This window comes from Mycoplana azooxidifex, assembly GCF_014196765.1.
GTDB lineage: Bacteria > Pseudomonadota > Alphaproteobacteria > Rhizobiales > Rhizobiaceae > Mycoplana > Mycoplana azooxidifex.
On sequence record NZ_JACIEE010000005.1, the window covers coordinates 416,272 to 432,056 of the forward strand.

16 protein-coding genes are annotated in these 15,785 nt (G+C 63.9%); 6 read left to right on the plus strand and 10 right to left on the minus strand.

Annotation, left to right across the window (positions count from 1 at the left end):
• Positions 1 to 19: 19 nt before the first annotated feature.
• From GGQ64_RS13830 to GGQ64_RS13860, 7 genes are all read right to left on the minus strand, one after another.
• Positions 20 to 1,108, minus strand: a complete 1,089-nt coding sequence (locus GGQ64_RS13830) for a glycerol dehydrogenase (RefSeq protein ID WP_183805175.1) — start codon at positions 1,106 to 1,108, stop codon at positions 20 to 22.
• Entirely contained in the window at positions 1,099 to 1,872 is a 774-nt protein-coding gene (locus tag GGQ64_RS13835; protein ID WP_183805176.1) for an SDR family NAD(P)-dependent oxidoreductase, read from the minus strand. Before GGQ64_RS13835 ends, GGQ64_RS13830 begins: the two co-directional genes overlap by 10 nt.
• Entirely contained in the window at positions 1,859 to 2,551 is a 693-nt protein-coding gene (locus GGQ64_RS13840; RefSeq protein ID WP_183805178.1) for an HAD family hydrolase, read from the minus strand. The genes GGQ64_RS13835 and GGQ64_RS13840 overlap by 14 nt, the downstream gene beginning before the upstream one ends.
• Positions 2,548 to 4,050 carry a xylulokinase gene (locus GGQ64_RS13845; protein WP_183805180.1) on the minus strand — a complete coding sequence of 501 codons (1,503 nt, stop codon included), beginning with the start codon at positions 4,048 to 4,050 and terminating at the stop codon, positions 2,548 to 2,550. Before GGQ64_RS13845 ends, GGQ64_RS13840 begins: the two co-directional genes overlap by 4 nt.
• Positions 4,051 to 4,077: 27 nt before the next feature.
• The gene (locus GGQ64_RS13850; RefSeq protein ID WP_246422661.1) at positions 4,078 to 4,998 is read right to left on the minus strand and encodes an ABC transporter permease; all 921 of its coding nucleotides are present in this window, start codon (positions 4,996 to 4,998) and stop codon (positions 4,078 to 4,080) included.
• Positions 4,999 to 5,067: 69 nt separating this feature from the next.
• The gene (locus tag GGQ64_RS13855) at positions 5,068 to 6,576 is read right to left on the minus strand and encodes a sugar ABC transporter ATP-binding protein (RefSeq protein ID WP_183805184.1); all 1,509 of its coding nucleotides are present in this window, start codon (positions 6,574 to 6,576) and stop codon (positions 5,068 to 5,070) included.
• 127 nt (positions 6,577 to 6,703) lie between these two features.
• Positions 6,704 to 7,675 (minus strand): substrate-binding domain-containing protein, encoded by a 972-nt coding sequence (locus GGQ64_RS13860; protein ID WP_183805186.1) that lies wholly within the window; start codon positions 7,673 to 7,675, stop codon positions 6,704 to 6,706.
• A gap of 224 nt (positions 7,676 to 7,899) precedes the next feature.
• On the opposite strand from GGQ64_RS13860, the gene GGQ64_RS13865 reads away from it, so the two are divergent.
• The 6 genes from GGQ64_RS13865 to GGQ64_RS13890 all read left to right on the plus strand — a co-directional run bounded on the left by GGQ64_RS13865 (position 7,900) and on the right by GGQ64_RS13890 (position 12,898).
• On the plus strand, positions 7,900 to 8,523 hold the full coding sequence (locus GGQ64_RS13865) for a glucose-6-phosphate isomerase (RefSeq protein ID WP_183805188.1): 624 nt from the start codon (positions 7,900 to 7,902) through the stop codon (positions 8,521 to 8,523).
• Positions 8,524 to 8,545: 22 nt separating this feature from the next.
• A complete protein-coding gene (eda, locus tag GGQ64_RS13870) occupies positions 8,546 to 9,199 on the plus strand; it encodes a bifunctional 4-hydroxy-2-oxoglutarate aldolase/2-dehydro-3-deoxy-phosphogluconate aldolase (RefSeq protein ID WP_183805190.1) in 654 nt (217 codons plus the stop codon).
• A complete protein-coding gene (locus GGQ64_RS13875; RefSeq protein WP_183805192.1) occupies positions 9,196 to 10,146 on the plus strand; it encodes a shikimate dehydrogenase in 951 nt (316 codons plus the stop codon). The genes eda and GGQ64_RS13875 overlap by 4 nt, the downstream gene beginning before the upstream one ends.
• A gap of 2 nt (positions 10,147 to 10,148) precedes the next feature.
• The gene (locus GGQ64_RS13880) at positions 10,149 to 11,078 is read left to right on the plus strand and encodes an NAD(P)-dependent oxidoreductase (protein WP_210300252.1); all 930 of its coding nucleotides are present in this window, start codon (positions 10,149 to 10,151) and stop codon (positions 11,076 to 11,078) included.
• A gap of 2 nt (positions 11,079 to 11,080) precedes the next feature.
• Positions 11,081 to 11,944, plus strand: a complete 864-nt coding sequence (locus GGQ64_RS13885; protein ID WP_183805196.1) for an MBL fold metallo-hydrolase — start codon at positions 11,081 to 11,083, stop codon at positions 11,942 to 11,944.
• A 75-nt stretch (positions 11,945 to 12,019) separates the two neighbouring features.
• Positions 12,020 to 12,898, plus strand: coding sequence for an SIS domain-containing protein (locus GGQ64_RS13890; RefSeq protein ID WP_183805198.1), 879 nt, complete (start codon positions 12,020 to 12,022; stop codon positions 12,896 to 12,898).
• A 103-nt stretch (positions 12,899 to 13,001) separates the two neighbouring features.
• Here GGQ64_RS13890 and GGQ64_RS13895 read toward each other — a convergent pair whose 3' ends face one another.
• From GGQ64_RS13895 to GGQ64_RS13905, 3 genes are read right to left on the minus strand one after another with little or no spacing between them, the layout of a single operon-like run.
• Positions 13,002 to 13,859, minus strand: a complete 858-nt coding sequence (locus tag GGQ64_RS13895; RefSeq protein ID WP_183805200.1) for an HpcH/HpaI aldolase family protein — start codon at positions 13,857 to 13,859, stop codon at positions 13,002 to 13,004.
• Complete coding sequence (locus tag GGQ64_RS13900) at positions 13,856 to 14,920, minus strand: amidohydrolase family protein (RefSeq protein WP_183805462.1); 1,065 nt, start codon at positions 14,918 to 14,920, stop codon at positions 13,856 to 13,858. Before GGQ64_RS13900 ends, GGQ64_RS13895 begins: the two co-directional genes overlap by 4 nt.
• Positions 14,921 to 14,952: 32 nt before the next feature.
• On the minus strand, positions 14,953 to 15,771 hold the full coding sequence (locus tag GGQ64_RS13905) for an ABC transporter permease (RefSeq protein WP_183805202.1): 819 nt from the start codon (positions 15,769 to 15,771) through the stop codon (positions 14,953 to 14,955).
• Positions 15,772 to 15,785 lie beyond the last annotated feature (14 nt).

A 15,785-nucleotide genomic window follows, 5' to 3' on the forward strand; every position in this document is an offset into this window, starting at 1 on the left:
TCTCTTCTCCTACCGGTCCTCAGATCAGCGCCTTCAAGGCGGCGACGACCATCTCCTCCGTGACGCGCATGGGCTCGTTGTGAATGATCTCGCCGGGCCGGCAGGCGCGCCGGGCAACGGTCGCTAGCTTCTCGTCGGTCGCATCGACAATGCCGATGTCGGCAAGCCTTGTGGGCAGACGAACGGACGCGCAGAAGTCGCGGACCTTGGCGAATTCGTCTTCCGCACCGTGGAGCTTGAGCCCGGCCAGAACGCCGATCGCGACTTTTTCGCCATGCAGATGATGGTGGACGTCGTCGAGTTCGCAGAGCCCGTGATGGATCGCGTGCGCCGCAGCCACGCCACCGGACTCGAAACCGATGCCGGAGAGCAGGATATTCGCCTCGACCACGCGCTCCAGCGCGGGGCCGGCGTGTTTCGCGTCGCATTCGGCAAGAGCTGTGACGCCGAACTCGAAGATCGTGTCGCGGCAACTGCGCGCGATCTCGAAGGCAAGGCTGACGCCCGGCATCTTCATGCAGTTGAAGGCGCCGCTGCGCCGGCAGGACTCTGCCTCGTACCAGGTCGCGAGCGCGTCGCCGATGCCGGCGGCGAGAAACCGCGCCGGTGCCTTCGCGATCAGCGCGGTGTCGACCAGCACGAGATCCGGGTTCCTCGGCAGGAATGTGTCATAGGCAACCGTGCCGTCATCGTTATAGACGACGGCAAGTGCGCTGCAGGGCGCATCGGAAGCCGCGATCGTCGGGAAGACGATGACCGGCTTGCCGAGGTCGCGCGCGGCAGCCTTTGCCGTGTCGAGCGCCTTGCCGCCACCGACGCCGACGATCACGTCGGCATTGATGGCTTGCGCCGCCGCGACAAGCGCGGCGATCTGGGTTTCCGAACATTCGCCGCCATGACGGATCAGTTGCGCTTCGACTTGGCCGGAGAAAGCGGCAACGAGGTCGTTCTTGACGAGATCATAGATCCCGCGGTCAACCAGCACAGCCGACCGCCTGCCGAAAGCGGCCGCTTCGACGCCCAGCGACTGAATGGCGCCAGCCTGCTGTATGTAGCGGCCGGGAAAGCGCGCGCCCCTGGCGGTTCCGACTTCGCCCTTCACCAGCATACGTAGCCTCCGTCAGCGAGAACGATCGATCCCGTCATCAGGCTGGAGGCCTCGCTTGCGAGGAACAGGATGACCGAAGCCACCTCGTCGGTGCGGCCGAGCCGGTTCATCGGCGTGCCGCCGACCCAGTGGCGATACATCTCCTCGTCCTCGTAGACGTACTTGTTCATTTCGGTGTCGATATAGGTCGGCGCCACCGAATTGACGCGAACGCCGCGCGCGCCCCACTCGGCCGCCAGGGATTTCGTCAGGTGATGCACCGCAGCCTTGGAGGCATTGTAATTCGCCTGTTCCTGCGGCCGGTTGACGATGAAGCCCGACATGGAGCCGACGTTGACGATACTGCCGGCGCCGCGTTCCAGCATGGTCTTGCCGAAGGCGCGGCAGCACCAGAAGACGCCGTTGAGATTGACGTCGATCACCTTGTTCCAGACCTCGTCCGCCATGGTTTCGGCCGGATGGTTGCTGATCGCGATCCCGGCATTGTTGACGAGCACGTCGACCGGGCCATGCCTGGCAACGATCGCATCGTGCACGGCCTGCACCCTTTCGGCATCGGTCACGTCCAGCACCTCGCTGTCGACCTTGTAGCCCTTGGCGCTCAGGTCCCTGACGGCCCCGGCCAGAAGATCGGCGTTCATGTCCGTCAGGACGACCGTCGCCCCCGCCTCGGCCAGCGCCTCGACGGCCGCGTAGCCGATGCCGCGCGCAGCCCCCGTTACGACGCCGACCTTGTCGGTGAGCTTGAACCTATCGAGATACATGAAGCGTTTCCTTTGCAAATCGTCTCCGCAATCCGGCAAGACAATCGGAAAGCGTCGTCAGGAGGTCGTGCGGGTCCGCGAGAACGGTGCCCGCTGGAAAGACCAGATCGTTTCGATGCGGCTCCGGCCAGCCGATCACCGTCATGCCCGCAGCCAGTCCGGCGATCGCGCCGGGCACGCTGTCCTCGACGACGATGCAGTCGGAGGGCGCCTTTCCGAGCAGGTAGGCCGCACGAAGGTAGGGTTCGGCCTGAGGCTTGCCGTCGCGCACGTCATTGCGCGAGACCGAGACAAGGCCCGGCCGCTGCAACCCGACAGCCCTCAGGTTGGCATCGACCAGCATGCGGTCCGAGTTCGACACGATGGCCCAGGGGATCGCTCCGTCCTGCAGCGCGTCGAGCACGGATTGTGCACCCGGCCGCATCGCCAGCCCGGAAGCCATGGCCAGGTAAAAGCCGTACTTGTCGCGAACATAGGCCTCGAACGAGGGCTTGAAGCCGGTAAGCTCTCCAAGCAGCGCGTGGCAGTCGGCGCCTGTCATGCCTGTCACCATGCCGGCAAGAGCAGCCGGTACGGCATGACCGTGCAGGCGCAGCACCTCGGCCATCGCCTCGAAATGCGCCGGCTCGCTGTCCACCAGCGTGCCGTCCATGTCGAAAAGCACGGCGAAGCGGGTCATTGCGGCAACCTGTCGAGGTCGTCATAGAGCGACTGACTATGCGCATAGAGCCGTTCGAAGAAGGCCTGCATAGGCCGGTAGATGTCGGCCCAGCGCGGGTCCGGCCTGATCTCCTCGTCGTAGGAGACATATCGATCGGCGCCTTCCTCTACGCTGCCGAAGCGCCCGGTCGCCGTCGCGGCCATGATAGCGCAACCGACGAGGCCGCATTCCGGCTCGCTCGGCACCAGGATCGGGATGTCGTAGACGCTCGCCTTGATCGTCATCCAGAGCTTCGTCCTGGCGCCACCGCCTGACGCGATCACGCGCTCCAGCGGCGCACCGGAAATGCCGTCGAGAATGTTGATGTGGCGCTTGACGGCAAAGGCGACGCCTTCGAGCACGGCGCGGTGCATATGCGCCAGGCCATGGCCGGCGCCGATACCGAAATATTGCGCCCGTGCATTGCGATGATCGCCAAGCCGCTCTCCGGCGAGATAGGGCATGAAGAACAGTCGCTCCGAACCCGCCGGCGCTTCGGCAGCCTTGGCGACGATATCCTCATAGGAAAATTGCTTCTCGTGGAAGGCGCGTCGGGCCCAGCGCATCGAGTCGCCGCCGGATTCCAGCAGCATGAATGCGCCCCAGTTGCCTTCGACCGTACCGACATTGCAAACGGCGGGGTCGAGCAACGGCTGGCGCGCGATCGCCGTGATGATCGCCGAGGTTCCCATGACCTCCGATCCGACGCCGGGCCGGCAGACGCCGGATCCGAGCAATGCCACCGGATAGTCCGCCCCGCCGACCAGAACCGGCGTGCCCTCGCGCAAGCCGGTTTCCAGCGCAGCCTTCGCCGTGACGCGCCCCAGGATCTCGACGGGATTGCGCAGCGGGGCGAGCTTTTTCGCATCGAGATCCAGGAGCCTGACCATCTTCTCCGACCATTGGCCGGTGCCGGGGTCCATCAGGAAGCTCGCACCGCCATCATTGCGGTCCATCGCCATTTCGCCGGTTAGCCGTAGGTTGATGTAGTCCTTCGGCATCAGCACCGCAGCGGCTGCCCGGTAGGCTGCGGCATCGTTGTCGCGCAGCCATTGCAGCTTGAAGCCCGGCCAGGCCGGCGTCGGCGGGTTGGCGCTGTCGCCGAGATAGGAATGCGGAGGGTGCGCCGCCTCGAAGGCCGTCACATAGTCGACGGTACGCTTGTCGTTCCACAACGGAGCGGTTTCCCGCACCAGTTCGCCGCGATCGTCGACCAGCACAGTTCCATGCATCTGGCCGCAGCCTGCAACGGCCGCGACACGGCTTGCGGCGGACGGCACCTGGTCCAGCACCGCGCGAGTGGCCGCGACGACACCGTCCCACCAGTCGCGGGGACGCTGCTCCGACCATCCGAATTGCGGAACGATCTGCTCGTGTTCCCGGCTCGCCACGGCGAGGATCTTGCCCCGGGTGTCGAGCAGCGCCGCGCGGACACTGCCCGTCCCGACATCAATTGCGAGAAAAAGCTCTTGTGACATGTCGATCTGTTCTGAATGGCCCGCCGCTTACCTGCGGAACCAGTTGGAGGCGTATTGCAGCAGCATGGCCCCGATGATGATGCACCCCATGAACACCTGCTGATGGTAGCCGGGCACGCGGGCCAGGTTCATCATATTGGCAATGATGCCGAGTACAATGACCCCGATGAACGTGTTGAACACGCCGCCGCGGCCACCCATCAGGCTGGCGCCGCCGATGACGACCGCGGCGATCGCGTCCAGTTCCGCACCGACGCCGATATTGGCGGAACCGATACCGGTGCGGCTAGTGGAGACGATGCCGGCTGCCGCGGCGAGAACGCCGGAAATCACGTAGACGGAGGTCGTGTAGAAGGCGACCGGGATGCCCGAGAGGCGCACGGCCTCGATATTGGAGCCGATCGCCTTCACCAGGCGGCCGAAGCGCGTGAACGTCAGCACGATCCCGGCGATGACGAAGACGACGGCCATCAGCCAGACCGGATAGGGGATGCCGGCAAACGAAAGAGATCCGAAATCAACGATCAGCATGCCCGCATCGCCCATCTGGATGGGCTGCCCGGCGGACACGATCAGCGACAGCCCCCGGGCCACGGTCATCATCGCCAGCGTCGTGACGAACGGGGGCAGCTTCAGGAAGGCGATGAGAACGCCGGAAACCAGCCCGCATGCACCGCCTGCCGCGAGTGCCGCACCGATGGAGAGACCGGCTCCGTATTGCTGGATCAGGATCGCGCAGACGATACTTCCGAGCGCCGCGATCGATCCGACGGACAGGTCGATCCCGCGCGTCAGGATGACGAACAGCATGCCGACCGCCATCAGGCTGGTGCCGGCGCTCTGGCGCAGGACGTTGATGAGATTGCGCTCCGTCAGGAAAACGTCCGACATCGACGTCGCCACGATCAGCAGCGCGACCAGGATCGCCACGGTGCCGTATCGGTGCATGATGTTGCCGATGTTGAACTGGCTGGAGCGGGGAGCGGTTTCGGTGATGTCTGCCACGGCGTTACCCATTCAATGAATTGCGGCGGCTTCGGCGGTGGCGGAATTGACCATCGCGAGCCGCAGCAGCTTCTCTTCGGTGTAGTCGGCGGGCTCGAGCGATCCCGTCAGCTGGCCTTCGCGCATCACGAGGATGCGGTCGCACAGGCCGAAAAGTTCGATATGTTCGGACGAGATCACCAGCACCGCGCGTCCCTCGGCGGCGAGAGACTTGATCAGCGAGTAGATCTCCGTCTTGGCGCCGACATCGACGCCGCGGGTGGGTTCGTCGAAGATCAACAGGTCCCCGTCGGCATGAAACCATTTCGCCAGCACCACCTTCTGCTGGTTTCCGCCCGAGAGGCTGGAAGCCGGATCGTTGAGGCTGCCGGCCTTGAGCCGCAGCCGCGTGGCCAGTTTCTCGACGGCCGACATTTCCTTTGAACGGCGCACGAATCCGAGGGCGTTGACGAGCGGGGACAGCCGCGCCATCGTCGCATTCACCCGGATCGGAAAATCGAGCACGAGCCCCTGCTCCTTGCGGCTTTCGGGCACGAGACCGATGCCCGCCTTAACCGCATGGCGGGGGCTCCTGATCTTCACCTCACGGCCACGAAGGAAGATCTTTCCCGACAGCGCCCGCTCGGCGCCGAAGATCATTCGCACGAGTTCGGTGCGGCCGGCACCGACAAGGCCGCCGAGCCCCACGATTTCGCCGGCCCGGATGCTGAGCGACGCGCCTTTGATGCGGGCGCCGTCCGACAGGTTTTCGATGCGCAGCACTTCGTCGCCCGCCTTGCGCTCGACGTCCTCGCCGAACAGCGCCTTCAGCGACCGGCCGACCATCATGCGGATGACGTCGTCGATCTCGACGTCCATGCGTTCGACCGTCGCGACGGACGATCCGTCCTTCATCACCGTGATGCGATCGGCGATGCGGAAGACCTCGTCGAGCCGGTGCGAGATGTAGATGATGCCGACGCCGCGCTCGCGCAGCGTGGCGATGATGTCCAGCAGTCGCTCGGCGTCACGGGCCGAAAGCACTGCGGTCGGCTCGTCGAACACCATGACGGCGGCATTGCGCGAAAGGGCCTTGGCGATTTCGACGACCTGCTGGTGCGCGACCGACAGGTCGCCCACCGTAGCGGAAGGCGAGATGGCGAAGCCGAGGCTGGAAATCAGCTCCCTCGCCCTTCGGTTCAGATCGCTCCAGGAAATGAGAGAGGGGATTTTTGCCAGAAAGATGTTCTCGGCGACGGTGAGATCGGTGGCGAGCGCCATCTCCTGGTGGATGATCGCAATGCCCTTTTCCAGCGCATCCATCGGACCGCGGAACTGCTGCTGCTCGCCTGAGACCGTCACCGTTCCGGCATCGGCAACATATTCGCCGCCCAAAACCCTCATCAGCGTCGACTTGCCCGCGCCGTTCTCTCCGAGCAAGGCATGGACCTCGCCGGGACGAAGCGAGAAGTCCACCCCCTGCAGGGCACGGACGCCGCCGAACGATTTGCGAATGCCGCTCAGTTCTACCAGGTTTTCCATAGCCGAGTTCTGATCATTGCCTGTCGACCGGCGACCGCCGACAGGGCCGCGGCAGGCATGCCCGCCGCTTCACTGCAAGGATGCAGCCGACGCCTGTCCGGCGCCGGCTGCCCGGGAGGATGCCAGCCTAGAATACGGCGTCCTGCTTGAGATAGTTGTCGACGTTCTCCTTGGTGATGGCCGTCGGCGTCGTGTAGGTGATCTTGGAGATGTCAGACGGAAGATCGCCGTCGATCGCCTTCTTGGCCAGTTCGACGGCCGTCGATGCGACAAGGGCCGGATCGTTCAGGCCGGTGGCGCCGTACTTGCCGTCCTTGATCGCCTGAAGCGCCTCCTTCTGGCCATCAGCGGCCGCCAGAAGCAGGACGTCCGAGGAACCACCGAGCGCCTTCTGGGCGCCCAGAACCATCGAATCGTTCTCGCCGAGCACGACGTTGACGTCCGGATTGGCCGTCAGGAGGTCTTCCATGGCCTTGAGGCCGCCCTCGTTGGTCCAGCCGCCCCAGCCCTGGCCGACGACTTCGAAGCGTGCGCGGCCCTCGTTGCGAAGCTGGCCCTCGAGCAGTCCGGCAAGCACGCCGAGACGGCGCTCCTGGCCGACCTCGTTGCCCTTGTCGCCGGAGATCAGCGCGATCTTCAGGTCCTTGCCCTTGGTGTTGTCGGCCAGCCATTGACCAACGAGCAGGCCGTTCTGGCTATTGGACGACTGAACGAGCGTCACGAAATTGGCCTGCGGGTCGATCGTAGAGTCGATTACGAACACGTGGACACCGGCTGCGGTCGCGGCATTCACCGCGGGAACCAGGCCCTTGCTGTCGCGCGGATTGATGATCAAGGCGCCTATGCCCTGCGCGACCATGTCTTCGACGTCGGCCACCTGCTTGTTCAGGTCGTTCTGGCCATCGACGGAGATCACCTCGCAACCCAGTTCTTCGGCTTTCTTCTTCGCCGACACGTCCTGGGCCGCGAAATAGGGAGCGTCCAGCGTCTTCATCGAGATGCCGATCTTGCAATCGGCAGCCTGGGCTGCGGACATTGCCACGAGCGATGTGGCAGCAGCCAATGCGAGCCGCATGGCGGCAGTTTTGACAGTTTTCATGATTTCTCCTCCTCCAGTAGACAACTCTTTTGAGCTCCCGAAGCCCCCGGTTAGGGGTCCGCATGCCCATCGATTAAATGTATCATAATTACAAAATTTATCCTCGTCAATCATAACCAGGCCCAAAATCCGCACAATCTATGCTGCGTCGCAACGAAAAATGGGGGTTGCGTGTCTCAGTCGATCATTTTATGTATTTTTACTACCAAATGGAGGATTCACATATGTTACGAGAACCTGTCGCCAGCGTTGTCGATCCGCGCGCAGGCGGGTTGAGCGGAAATACCGGCCGCTATGAAAAACGGCTGAGCGACCTGGCGGGACTTTATGCCGATGCCGAGGCGCACGCCGCTCTTGTCGCCTCGCTCAACGATCCGGTCGTCTATGCCGTGGAGGACTTCCGGCCGGGATCCCATTCCGGCGACCTGATCTACGGCGTCACGCACATGAGCCCGGGACGCATCGGCCGCGAATATTTCCTCACCCGCGGCCATATCCACGCGAAGGCGGACCGCCCGGAAATCTACTACGGACAGAAGGGCTACGGCCTGATGCAGCTGGAATCACCGGAAGGCGAGACGCGCATCGTCGAGGTCCGGCCGCAGACGATCTGCTACGTCCCACCCTTCTGGATCCACCGCTCGATCAATGTCGGCGACGAGGATCTCGTCATGGTCTTCGCCTACCCCTCCGACAGCGGGCAGGACTACGGCATCATCGAAAACTCGAACGGCATGCGCCACCGCGTCCTCGCGACCGACGAGGGCGGATGGGAACTCGTCGAGAATTCCGCCTACGCGCCCCGGAGCAGCGAGACGGTCCGGCAACTGATGAAGACATATGCCTGAAGGCAGCAGCGAGGAATTCCCTATGAGTAATCCGATCGACATCATTGCGGGACTGGGCGTGGTTCCGGTCATCGCCATCGAGCGGGCCAGCGATGCCGTGGCACTTGCCGATGCGCTGCTCGAGGGCGGCCTTCCGGTCGCCGAAATCACCTTCCGCACCGAAGCGGCCGCCGACGTGCTCGCCGCCATGCGCGACGCGCGGCCGGAACTGTGCATCGGCGCCGGCACGATTCTCGATAAGGGGAGTCTCGATCGGGCGATCGCCGCCGGGGCCCGCTTCGGCCTGGCGCCGGGCTACGATCCCGACATCGTCGATGCGGCGAAGGCAGCGGATCTGCCGTTCTGCCCCGGCATCATGACGCCCACCGACCTGACGCTCGCAGCAGCGCGTGGCGTGCGGCTGGCCAAGTTCTTTCCCGCCGGCGTGGCAGGTGGCCCGAAAGCCCTTTCCGGCATCTCCGCCCCCTTCGCCCATCTCGGTATCCGCTTCATCCCGACCGGCGGCGTCACGGAGGCTACGATCGGGGACTGGCTCGCCATCCGGCAGGTCATTGCGGTGGGCGGCACATGGATCGCCAAGACGGAAGACATCCGTGAGGGCCGCTTCGCCGACATCGCGAAGAACGCCAGGGCCGCAGTCGGCATCGCCAAGGAAGCACTGGAGCGCCGCCGGTGAGCTACCAACCCGCCACGCAACCCACGCTCTACTTCATCGGCGTGACCACCACCAAAAGCTCGATCATGAAGGTCTTTCCCGCCTGGGCCGAATATCTCGGCCTGAAGGGCGCGGTCATCAAGGGCATCGACTTCAAGCTGCACGACGACCCCGCCGCCTACCGGGCAGCCGTCGAGTTCATCCGCGACGACCCGCTCTCGCTCGGCGCGCTGGTCACAACCCACAAGATCGACCTCTTCCACGCCTGCCGCGACCTGTTCGACACCGTCGACGAGCATGCGCTCCTCATGGACGAGACGAGCTGCATTTCGAAACGCGGCGGCAGGCTGGTCTGCCATGCCAAGGACCCGATCTCGTCGGGCCTGGCGATCGACGGCTTTCTCGGGGAAGACTACTTCGCAAGGACCAGCGCCGACCTGTTTTCGATGGGCGCCGGCGGCTCCACCATTGCCCTGAGCTGGCACCTGATGCGCAAGAGCCGCGGCGGCAACGTCCCGGCCAGGATCGTCGTTACCAACCGCAGCCAGCATCGGCTGGACGAGATCAGGCGCATTCATCAGCAGGTCGAAAGCGACGTGCCGGTCGAATATCTGCTGGCCGAGACCCCGGAAGCGAACGACGCCGTCCTGAAGACGCTGAAGCCCGGCTCGCTGGTGATCAACGCCACCGGCCTCGGCAAGGACGCGCCCGGTTCGCCGCTGACCGATGCGGCGGAGTTCCCGCAACATGCCGTCGCCTGGGACCTCAACTACCGGGGCGATCTCGTCTTCCTCGATCAGGCGCGACGCCAGCAGGCCGGGAAGTCCCTTCGGATCGAAGACGGCTGGACCTATTTCCTCCATGGCTGGACGCAGGTCATCGCCGAAGTCTTCGATGTGACGATCCCGACCTCCGGTCCGTCCTTCGACGAGATCTCCAGGATCGCCATCCAGGCGGCGGGGCGATGAGCATGGGCCAGAGAATCCTCGTCACCCCGCGTTCGTTGACGGCAGAGCCGCATCCCGAAGTCGAGCGGCTGAGACAACTCGGCTTCGACATCGTCTATTCGACCGCCGGCGCCATGCCGACCGAGCAGGAACTCATCACGCTCGTGCCGGACTGCGTCGGCTGGCTGGCCGGCGTCGAACCGGTCACCCCCAGGATCATCGCTGCCGCCGACAAGCTGAAGGTCATCAGCCGCAACGGCGTCGGCGTCGACAACCTGCCGATCGAAACGCTCAACGAACGCGGCGTCCAGGTGATGATCGCCGAGGGCGCCAATGCGATGGGCGTGGCCGAACTGACCATCGGCCTGATGTTCAGCGCCCTGCGCTCCATCCCGCTCGCCGATGCCGGCATCAAGGCGGGAGGCTGGCCGCGCGTCCGCGGGCTGGAAATCCGGGGACGCACGATCGGTATCATCGGCTGCGGCGCCATCGGCCGTGAAGTCGCCCGCATGGTCATTGCGCTTGGCGCGAAGGTGCTCGCCTTCGACCCCATGCGCCCGAACCTCGACCTGCCATCCGCTTCCTTCGCCTATGCGGAGGTAGACGAGATCATTGCCGCGGCGGATGTGCTGACCCTCCACTGCCCCCTGCCCCGCGACGGCTCCGCGCTGTTGACGGCGGAAAGGCTGGCAAACAGCCGGCCGGGCCAGGTCATCGTAAATACCGCCCGATCGAAACTGATCGAGGAGGCAGCCTTGCTCGATGCTCTCGATGACGGCCGGATCTCGACCTATGCCACCGACGTGTTCGACGAGGAGCCGCCGACCTCGCTGGCGCTCGCGTCGCATCCCAGGGTGATCGCGACCAGCCATATCGGCGGGTTCACGGCCGAGAGCGTCGAACGGGCGACGAGGATTGCCGCGGACAACCTTCTCGCCGCGCTGAGGGCATGACGATGGCCGGCCGTCTGGTGGAAAGGAAACTCGACGGTAGGCTCTCCACCCAGATGACGTCGCCACCGGCCGATGGCATCCGGTTCTACTGGCTTGGCCAGGCGGGATTCATCCTGGAGATGGCCGGCCGCCGGCTCGTTGTCGACCCGTATCTGTCGGACTCGCTTTTCGAGAAATACCGGGATACGCCGCGCCCGCATGTGCGGATGATGCCCCCGCCGATCGAGCCAGGCGAATGCGGATCGGTCGACCTCGTTCTCAGCACCCACGCCCATACGGACCACATGGATCCCGGCACACTGCCGGCGCTCTTCGCGACCAACCCGGCTGCCGTCTTCGTTGCACCCCGCGCCGCGCGTCAGCAGGCGCTGGATCGGTCCGGTCTGTCCGAAGACCGAATGGCACTTGTCGACGCCGGCGAGATTATCCACCCCTTCGCGGGACTGACGATCACCGCAACCCGCGCCGCCCACGAGACCCTGGAAACGGACCGGGCCGGCAATCATCGCTTTCTCGGCTACGTCATCGAGGCCGGCGGATTGCGCATCTGGCATTCTGGCGATTGCGTCCCGTTCGAAGGGCTCTGGGATGAGATCGCAGCCCAGGCTCCCGGCATTGTGCTTCTGCCGGTCAACGGCCGCCGGCCTGACCTCAGCGACAACGGCGTGCCGGGCAACTTCACCCTGGAGGAGGCCATCGAAACCGCACACGGTGTCGGCGCCGCCCACCTGGTGGCGCATCACTACGGATTGTTCGACTTCAACACCGAGGATCCGGCCGTGATCGATCAGGCCGCGGCCTCATCGCGAGACCTGGACATTCGGCGTGCACAAACCGGTGTCTGCTACGAATGGCAGCGGGACTAGGCATCGCTCCGGTTTCATTTTCCCGACGCCGGATTTAACATATGAGCGGGCCGGCACGAAAAGGCAAAGTAGTCGATGGATTCGGAAGTCAGAAGCAATAGCGGCCGCAACATGATCGAGATCATCAGGACGATGCGCCCGGACCTGCGCAAGTCGGACCGCAAGGTTGCCGATATCGTTCTTGAAGATCCCCACCGCATCATGAATGCCACTGTGGGCGAAACCGCGCAATTGGCCGACGTCAGCCAGCCGACCGTCCTTCGCTTTGCCACCGCAATCGGCTGTAGCGGCTTCCAGGATTTCAAGATCAAGCTGGCGCAAAGCCTCGCCTTCGGCACGCCGGCGACGCATTCGGTCCTTCTCGACACGGACACGCCCGAAGCCGTCACCGAGAAGATTTTCGACTATACGATGACGAGCCTGGATTGGGCTCGCTCCAAGCTAGACAAGGCGGCTCTGCACAAGGCGATCGATGCCCTGGCCGCGGCCCGTTCCATCGTGTTTTTCGGGTTCGGCGCGTCGGGCATCGTCGCACGCGACGCGCAGCAGAAATTTCCGCTCTTCGGCGTGCCCTGCGTTGCAGAGCTCGATTCCCATCAACAGTTGATGGTCGCATCGATGATGAAGCCGGGCGACGTGGCCTTCGTCATTTCCAACACGGGAACGACCCGTTCGATCATCGAGATCGCCCGGATTGCGCGGGAAAATGGCGCGACCGTCATCTGTCTCACCGGATCGGAATCGCCCCTGACGCATTATTGCGATGTCGTCCTGATCGTCGAGACGCTGGAAAACACCAACATGTACACGCCGACGATCTCCCGCATCGCAGCCCTGGTCGTCATCGACATCCTGTCGACCAGCGTCGCGATGCGCCGCCCCGCCGACGACCATACGAGGATCCACCAGATGAAACGCCAGTTGAGCGACATGCGGAAGATGCAGCCGATCTAGCAGCAAGACGCCAACGCAACATGCGGCATTGCGCATGTCGGCGGCCGCCGAAGACGACCGCCCATCGCTACCCCCGGAACGGTCCGGCCCCAGCCTGCTCCACCTAAGTGCAGGCCTCTTTCAAGGCGGTTATCGGTCCGAAGGTTCGCGGCGCCGCGCACATCATGAAGCGGAATCCCTGTTCCATCAGCCGCGGAGCATTGGCGGCACTGGCATGGGGATGGCCGACAATGACGCCATGCTCGTTGCAGATCCGCGCGACGGCCTCGATCGCCTCCAGAACCGCGGGATGTTCGGTCTGTCGGGGGTAGCCCAGTTCCTGGCTGAGATCCCCTTCGCCGACGAGAATGACGCCGATGCCGGGAACGTTCCGGAGAATGTCGCGCAGGTTGTCGATGCCCTGCATGTCCTCGATCTGCAGGATCGCCAGGATATCTCCGCGCGGGGCAAGCGGCCAGACATCGGCGCGCTCGTAATATTCCTGCTGCGAAACCCCCCAATACCGCGCAGCAACTACCGGCCCGTCGCCGCGAATTCCGGCGGGCTCGTAGAGCGGCTTGTCCTTCAGGCGCGGATAACGGCAGGCGGCCACCGCGTTATAGGCTTCCTCGACCGTGCTGATATGCGGCCAGACGACGCCGTAGCAGCCGATATCCAGCGCCTGCTTGGCCAGGAACTGGTTGAGCTCGGCCCCATTGGCTGGAATGCGCGCGAGCGGCGTCACCGCCGGCGCAAGCGAGCCGTGCTCGGCGACCTGGCGGCGGTTGAGAAGGTATTGCAGGCTGTCGCGCAGGCCGTTGATATCCCACCCGCGATGTTCGCCCTCGAAGACGACACCGTCATAGGGAGACGCCTGCAATTCCACCGCCACCTCGATGTTCGTCGGTGCGAACATGGAAAACACCGGCTGCCCGGCTTCGAGCCTGGCAATCATGCCATTCAAATGCTGGAAGGCACTCATGCGACCATTCCTGCCTTGGCGGCACTGGCGGCACCGCCGGCCGCGAGTTTGGAAAGGCGCTTGTCGAGCCGCGGATACACCCGTCGCGCATTGCCTTCGAAAATCTTGTGACGTTGCTCCGCGTCGAGGAAGTCCAGCGCGTCGATGTAGCGCTTGGTGTCGTCGTAGTAGTGGCCCGTCTCCGGGTCGATGCCTTTGACGGCGCCGAGCATTTCCGAGGCGAACAGGATGTTGTCGGTCGGAATGACCTTCGCCAGCAATTCCATTCCCGGAAGATGGTAGACGCAAGTGTCGAAGAACACGTTGCCAAGGAGATGGTCGGACAGCAGTGGGCGCTTCAACTCCTGTGCCAGTCCCCTGTAGCGTCCCCAATGATAGGGAACGGCGCCGCCGCCGTGCGGTATGACGAATTTGAGCTCCGGGAAATCCTTGAAGAGGTCGCCCTGCACAAGCTGCATGAAGGCGGTCGTGTCGGCGTTGATGTAATGCGCGCCGGTGGCATGGAAGTTGTGGTTGCAGGACGATGACACGTGAATCATCGCCGGCACCTCCAGTTCGCACATCACCTCGTAAAGCGGATACCAGGACCGGTCCGTGATCGGCTCGCCGGACCAGTGGCCACCCGAGGGATCGGGATTGAGGTTCACGCCGACGAAGCCGAGTTCCTCGACGATCCGCCGCAACTCCGCAATGCACTCCGAAGGCGCCCGACCCGGAAATTGCGGAAGCTGGCCGACAGGCGCGAAGTTCTGCGGCAGCAATTCGCAGACGCGATGAACCAGATCGTTGCAGATAGACGTCCACTCGGCGGAAACCTCGGCCGATCCGACGTGATGGGCCATTCCGGAAGCACGCGGGGAAAAGATCGTCAGGTCGCCGCCGCGCTCCTGCTGTTTCTTGATCTGCGGCTGCACGCTTGCGATCAGTTCCTCGTCGCTGATCGTCAGGGAGGCGGGCGATGGCCGCCTCCCTGCATCGGCCAGGGCCGCCAGTTGCCTGTCGCGAAACAGTCCGAGCGCGGCAGGTTCGGTCGTATAGTGTCCATGGATATCGATAATCATCATGCAATCTCCTGGCCGGATTGGAAACCGGCTTACTCGTCGTCCGTGAAGCGCCACGGCGCGACCCAGTGTTCAAAGCGAAGAGCGATCGTGGTGTAGACGACGCCCATCAGCATCAGGCAGAGGATCGGCACGAACATCGCGGCCGTCTCGAACTGGTTGCCGTACTTGATGATCAGGGCGCCGAGGCCGTTGATCGCGGTAAAGAACTCTGCCACGACCATGCCGATGATGGCCCGGCCGATGCCGAGGCGAATGCCCGTCATCATGAAGGGAAGTGCCGCCGGCAGGATGATCTTGCCGAAAATCTGGCGCTCGGTGGCGGCGAACGCGGTGCCGACATCGATGAGTTGGCCTGCCACGTTGCGGACGCCGCTTGCCGTGTTGATGAGGACCGGGAACACCGCCAGGATGAAGACGATGAACAGCTTTGCGGGAAAGCCGAGGCCGAACCAGAGGATGACGAGCGGGGTGATTGCAACCAGCGGCGTCGCATAGAGCGCGTTCACCAGCCAGTCCGTCGCCGCATCGACATACCGGTAGCGACCGATCAGCAATCCGAGAACGACGCCTGCGATGCTGGCAAGAATGAAGCCGAGCGTCAGTGTCTTCATGCTGTCCAGAAAGGCGGCCAGCAGTTCGCCGCTGGCGATCATCCGGTAGGCTGCATGGACGATGTCGCTGGGATAGGCCATGAACAAGGGGTTGACCTGCCGCCCTGCAACCTCCCAGATCGCCAGTACGGCGACGATCGACACAAGCCGGACAAGCCAGTAGCGCTTCACCGGCGCGGCGGGCTCGAGATCCTCGATGAGATCGTCGGCCGCGCCTATGAATGTGGTGCTGGTCATCTATTCAATCCTCC

Coding starts and splice junctions, on each gene's coding strand:
- GGQ64_RS13830 (WP_183805175.1), bottom strand. CDS start 1,108: ATGCTGGTGAAGGGCGAAGTCGGAACCGCCAGGGGCGCGCGCTTTCCC.
- GGQ64_RS13835 (WP_183805176.1), bottom strand. CDS start 1,872: ATGTATCTCGATAGGTTCAAGCTCACCGACAAGGTCGGCGTCGTAACG.
- GGQ64_RS13840 (WP_183805178.1), bottom strand. CDS start 2,551: ATGACCCGCTTCGCCGTGCTTTTCGACATGGACGGCACGCTGGTGGAC.
- GGQ64_RS13845 (WP_183805180.1), bottom strand. CDS start 4,050: ATGTCACAAGAGCTTTTTCTCGCAATTGATGTCGGGACGGGCAGTGTC.
- GGQ64_RS13850 (WP_246422661.1), bottom strand. CDS start 4,998: ATGCACCGATACGGCACCGTGGCGATCCTGGTCGCGCTGCTGATCGTG.
- GGQ64_RS13855 (WP_183805184.1), bottom strand. CDS start 6,576: ATGGAAAACCTGGTAGAACTGAGCGGCATTCGCAAATCGTTCGGCGGC.
- GGQ64_RS13860 (WP_183805186.1), bottom strand. CDS start 7,675: ATGAAAACTGTCAAAACTGCCGCCATGCGGCTCGCATTGGCTGCTGCC.
- GGQ64_RS13865 (WP_183805188.1), top strand. CDS start 7,900: ATGTTACGAGAACCTGTCGCCAGCGTTGTCGATCCGCGCGCAGGCGGG.
- eda (WP_183805190.1), top strand. CDS start 8,546: ATGAGTAATCCGATCGACATCATTGCGGGACTGGGCGTGGTTCCGGTC.
- GGQ64_RS13880 (WP_210300252.1), top strand. CDS start 10,149: ATGGGCCAGAGAATCCTCGTCACCCCGCGTTCGTTGACGGCAGAGCCG.
- GGQ64_RS13885 (WP_183805196.1), top strand. CDS start 11,081: ATGGCCGGCCGTCTGGTGGAAAGGAAACTCGACGGTAGGCTCTCCACC.
- GGQ64_RS13890 (WP_183805198.1), top strand. CDS start 12,020: ATGGATTCGGAAGTCAGAAGCAATAGCGGCCGCAACATGATCGAGATC.
- GGQ64_RS13895 (WP_183805200.1), bottom strand. CDS start 13,859: ATGAGTGCCTTCCAGCATTTGAATGGCATGATTGCCAGGCTCGAAGCC.
- GGQ64_RS13900 (WP_183805462.1), bottom strand. CDS start 14,920: ATGATTATCGATATCCATGGACACTATACGACCGAACCTGCCGCGCTC.
- GGQ64_RS13905 (WP_183805202.1), bottom strand. CDS start 15,771: ATGACCAGCACCACATTCATAGGCGCGGCCGACGATCTCATCGAGGAT.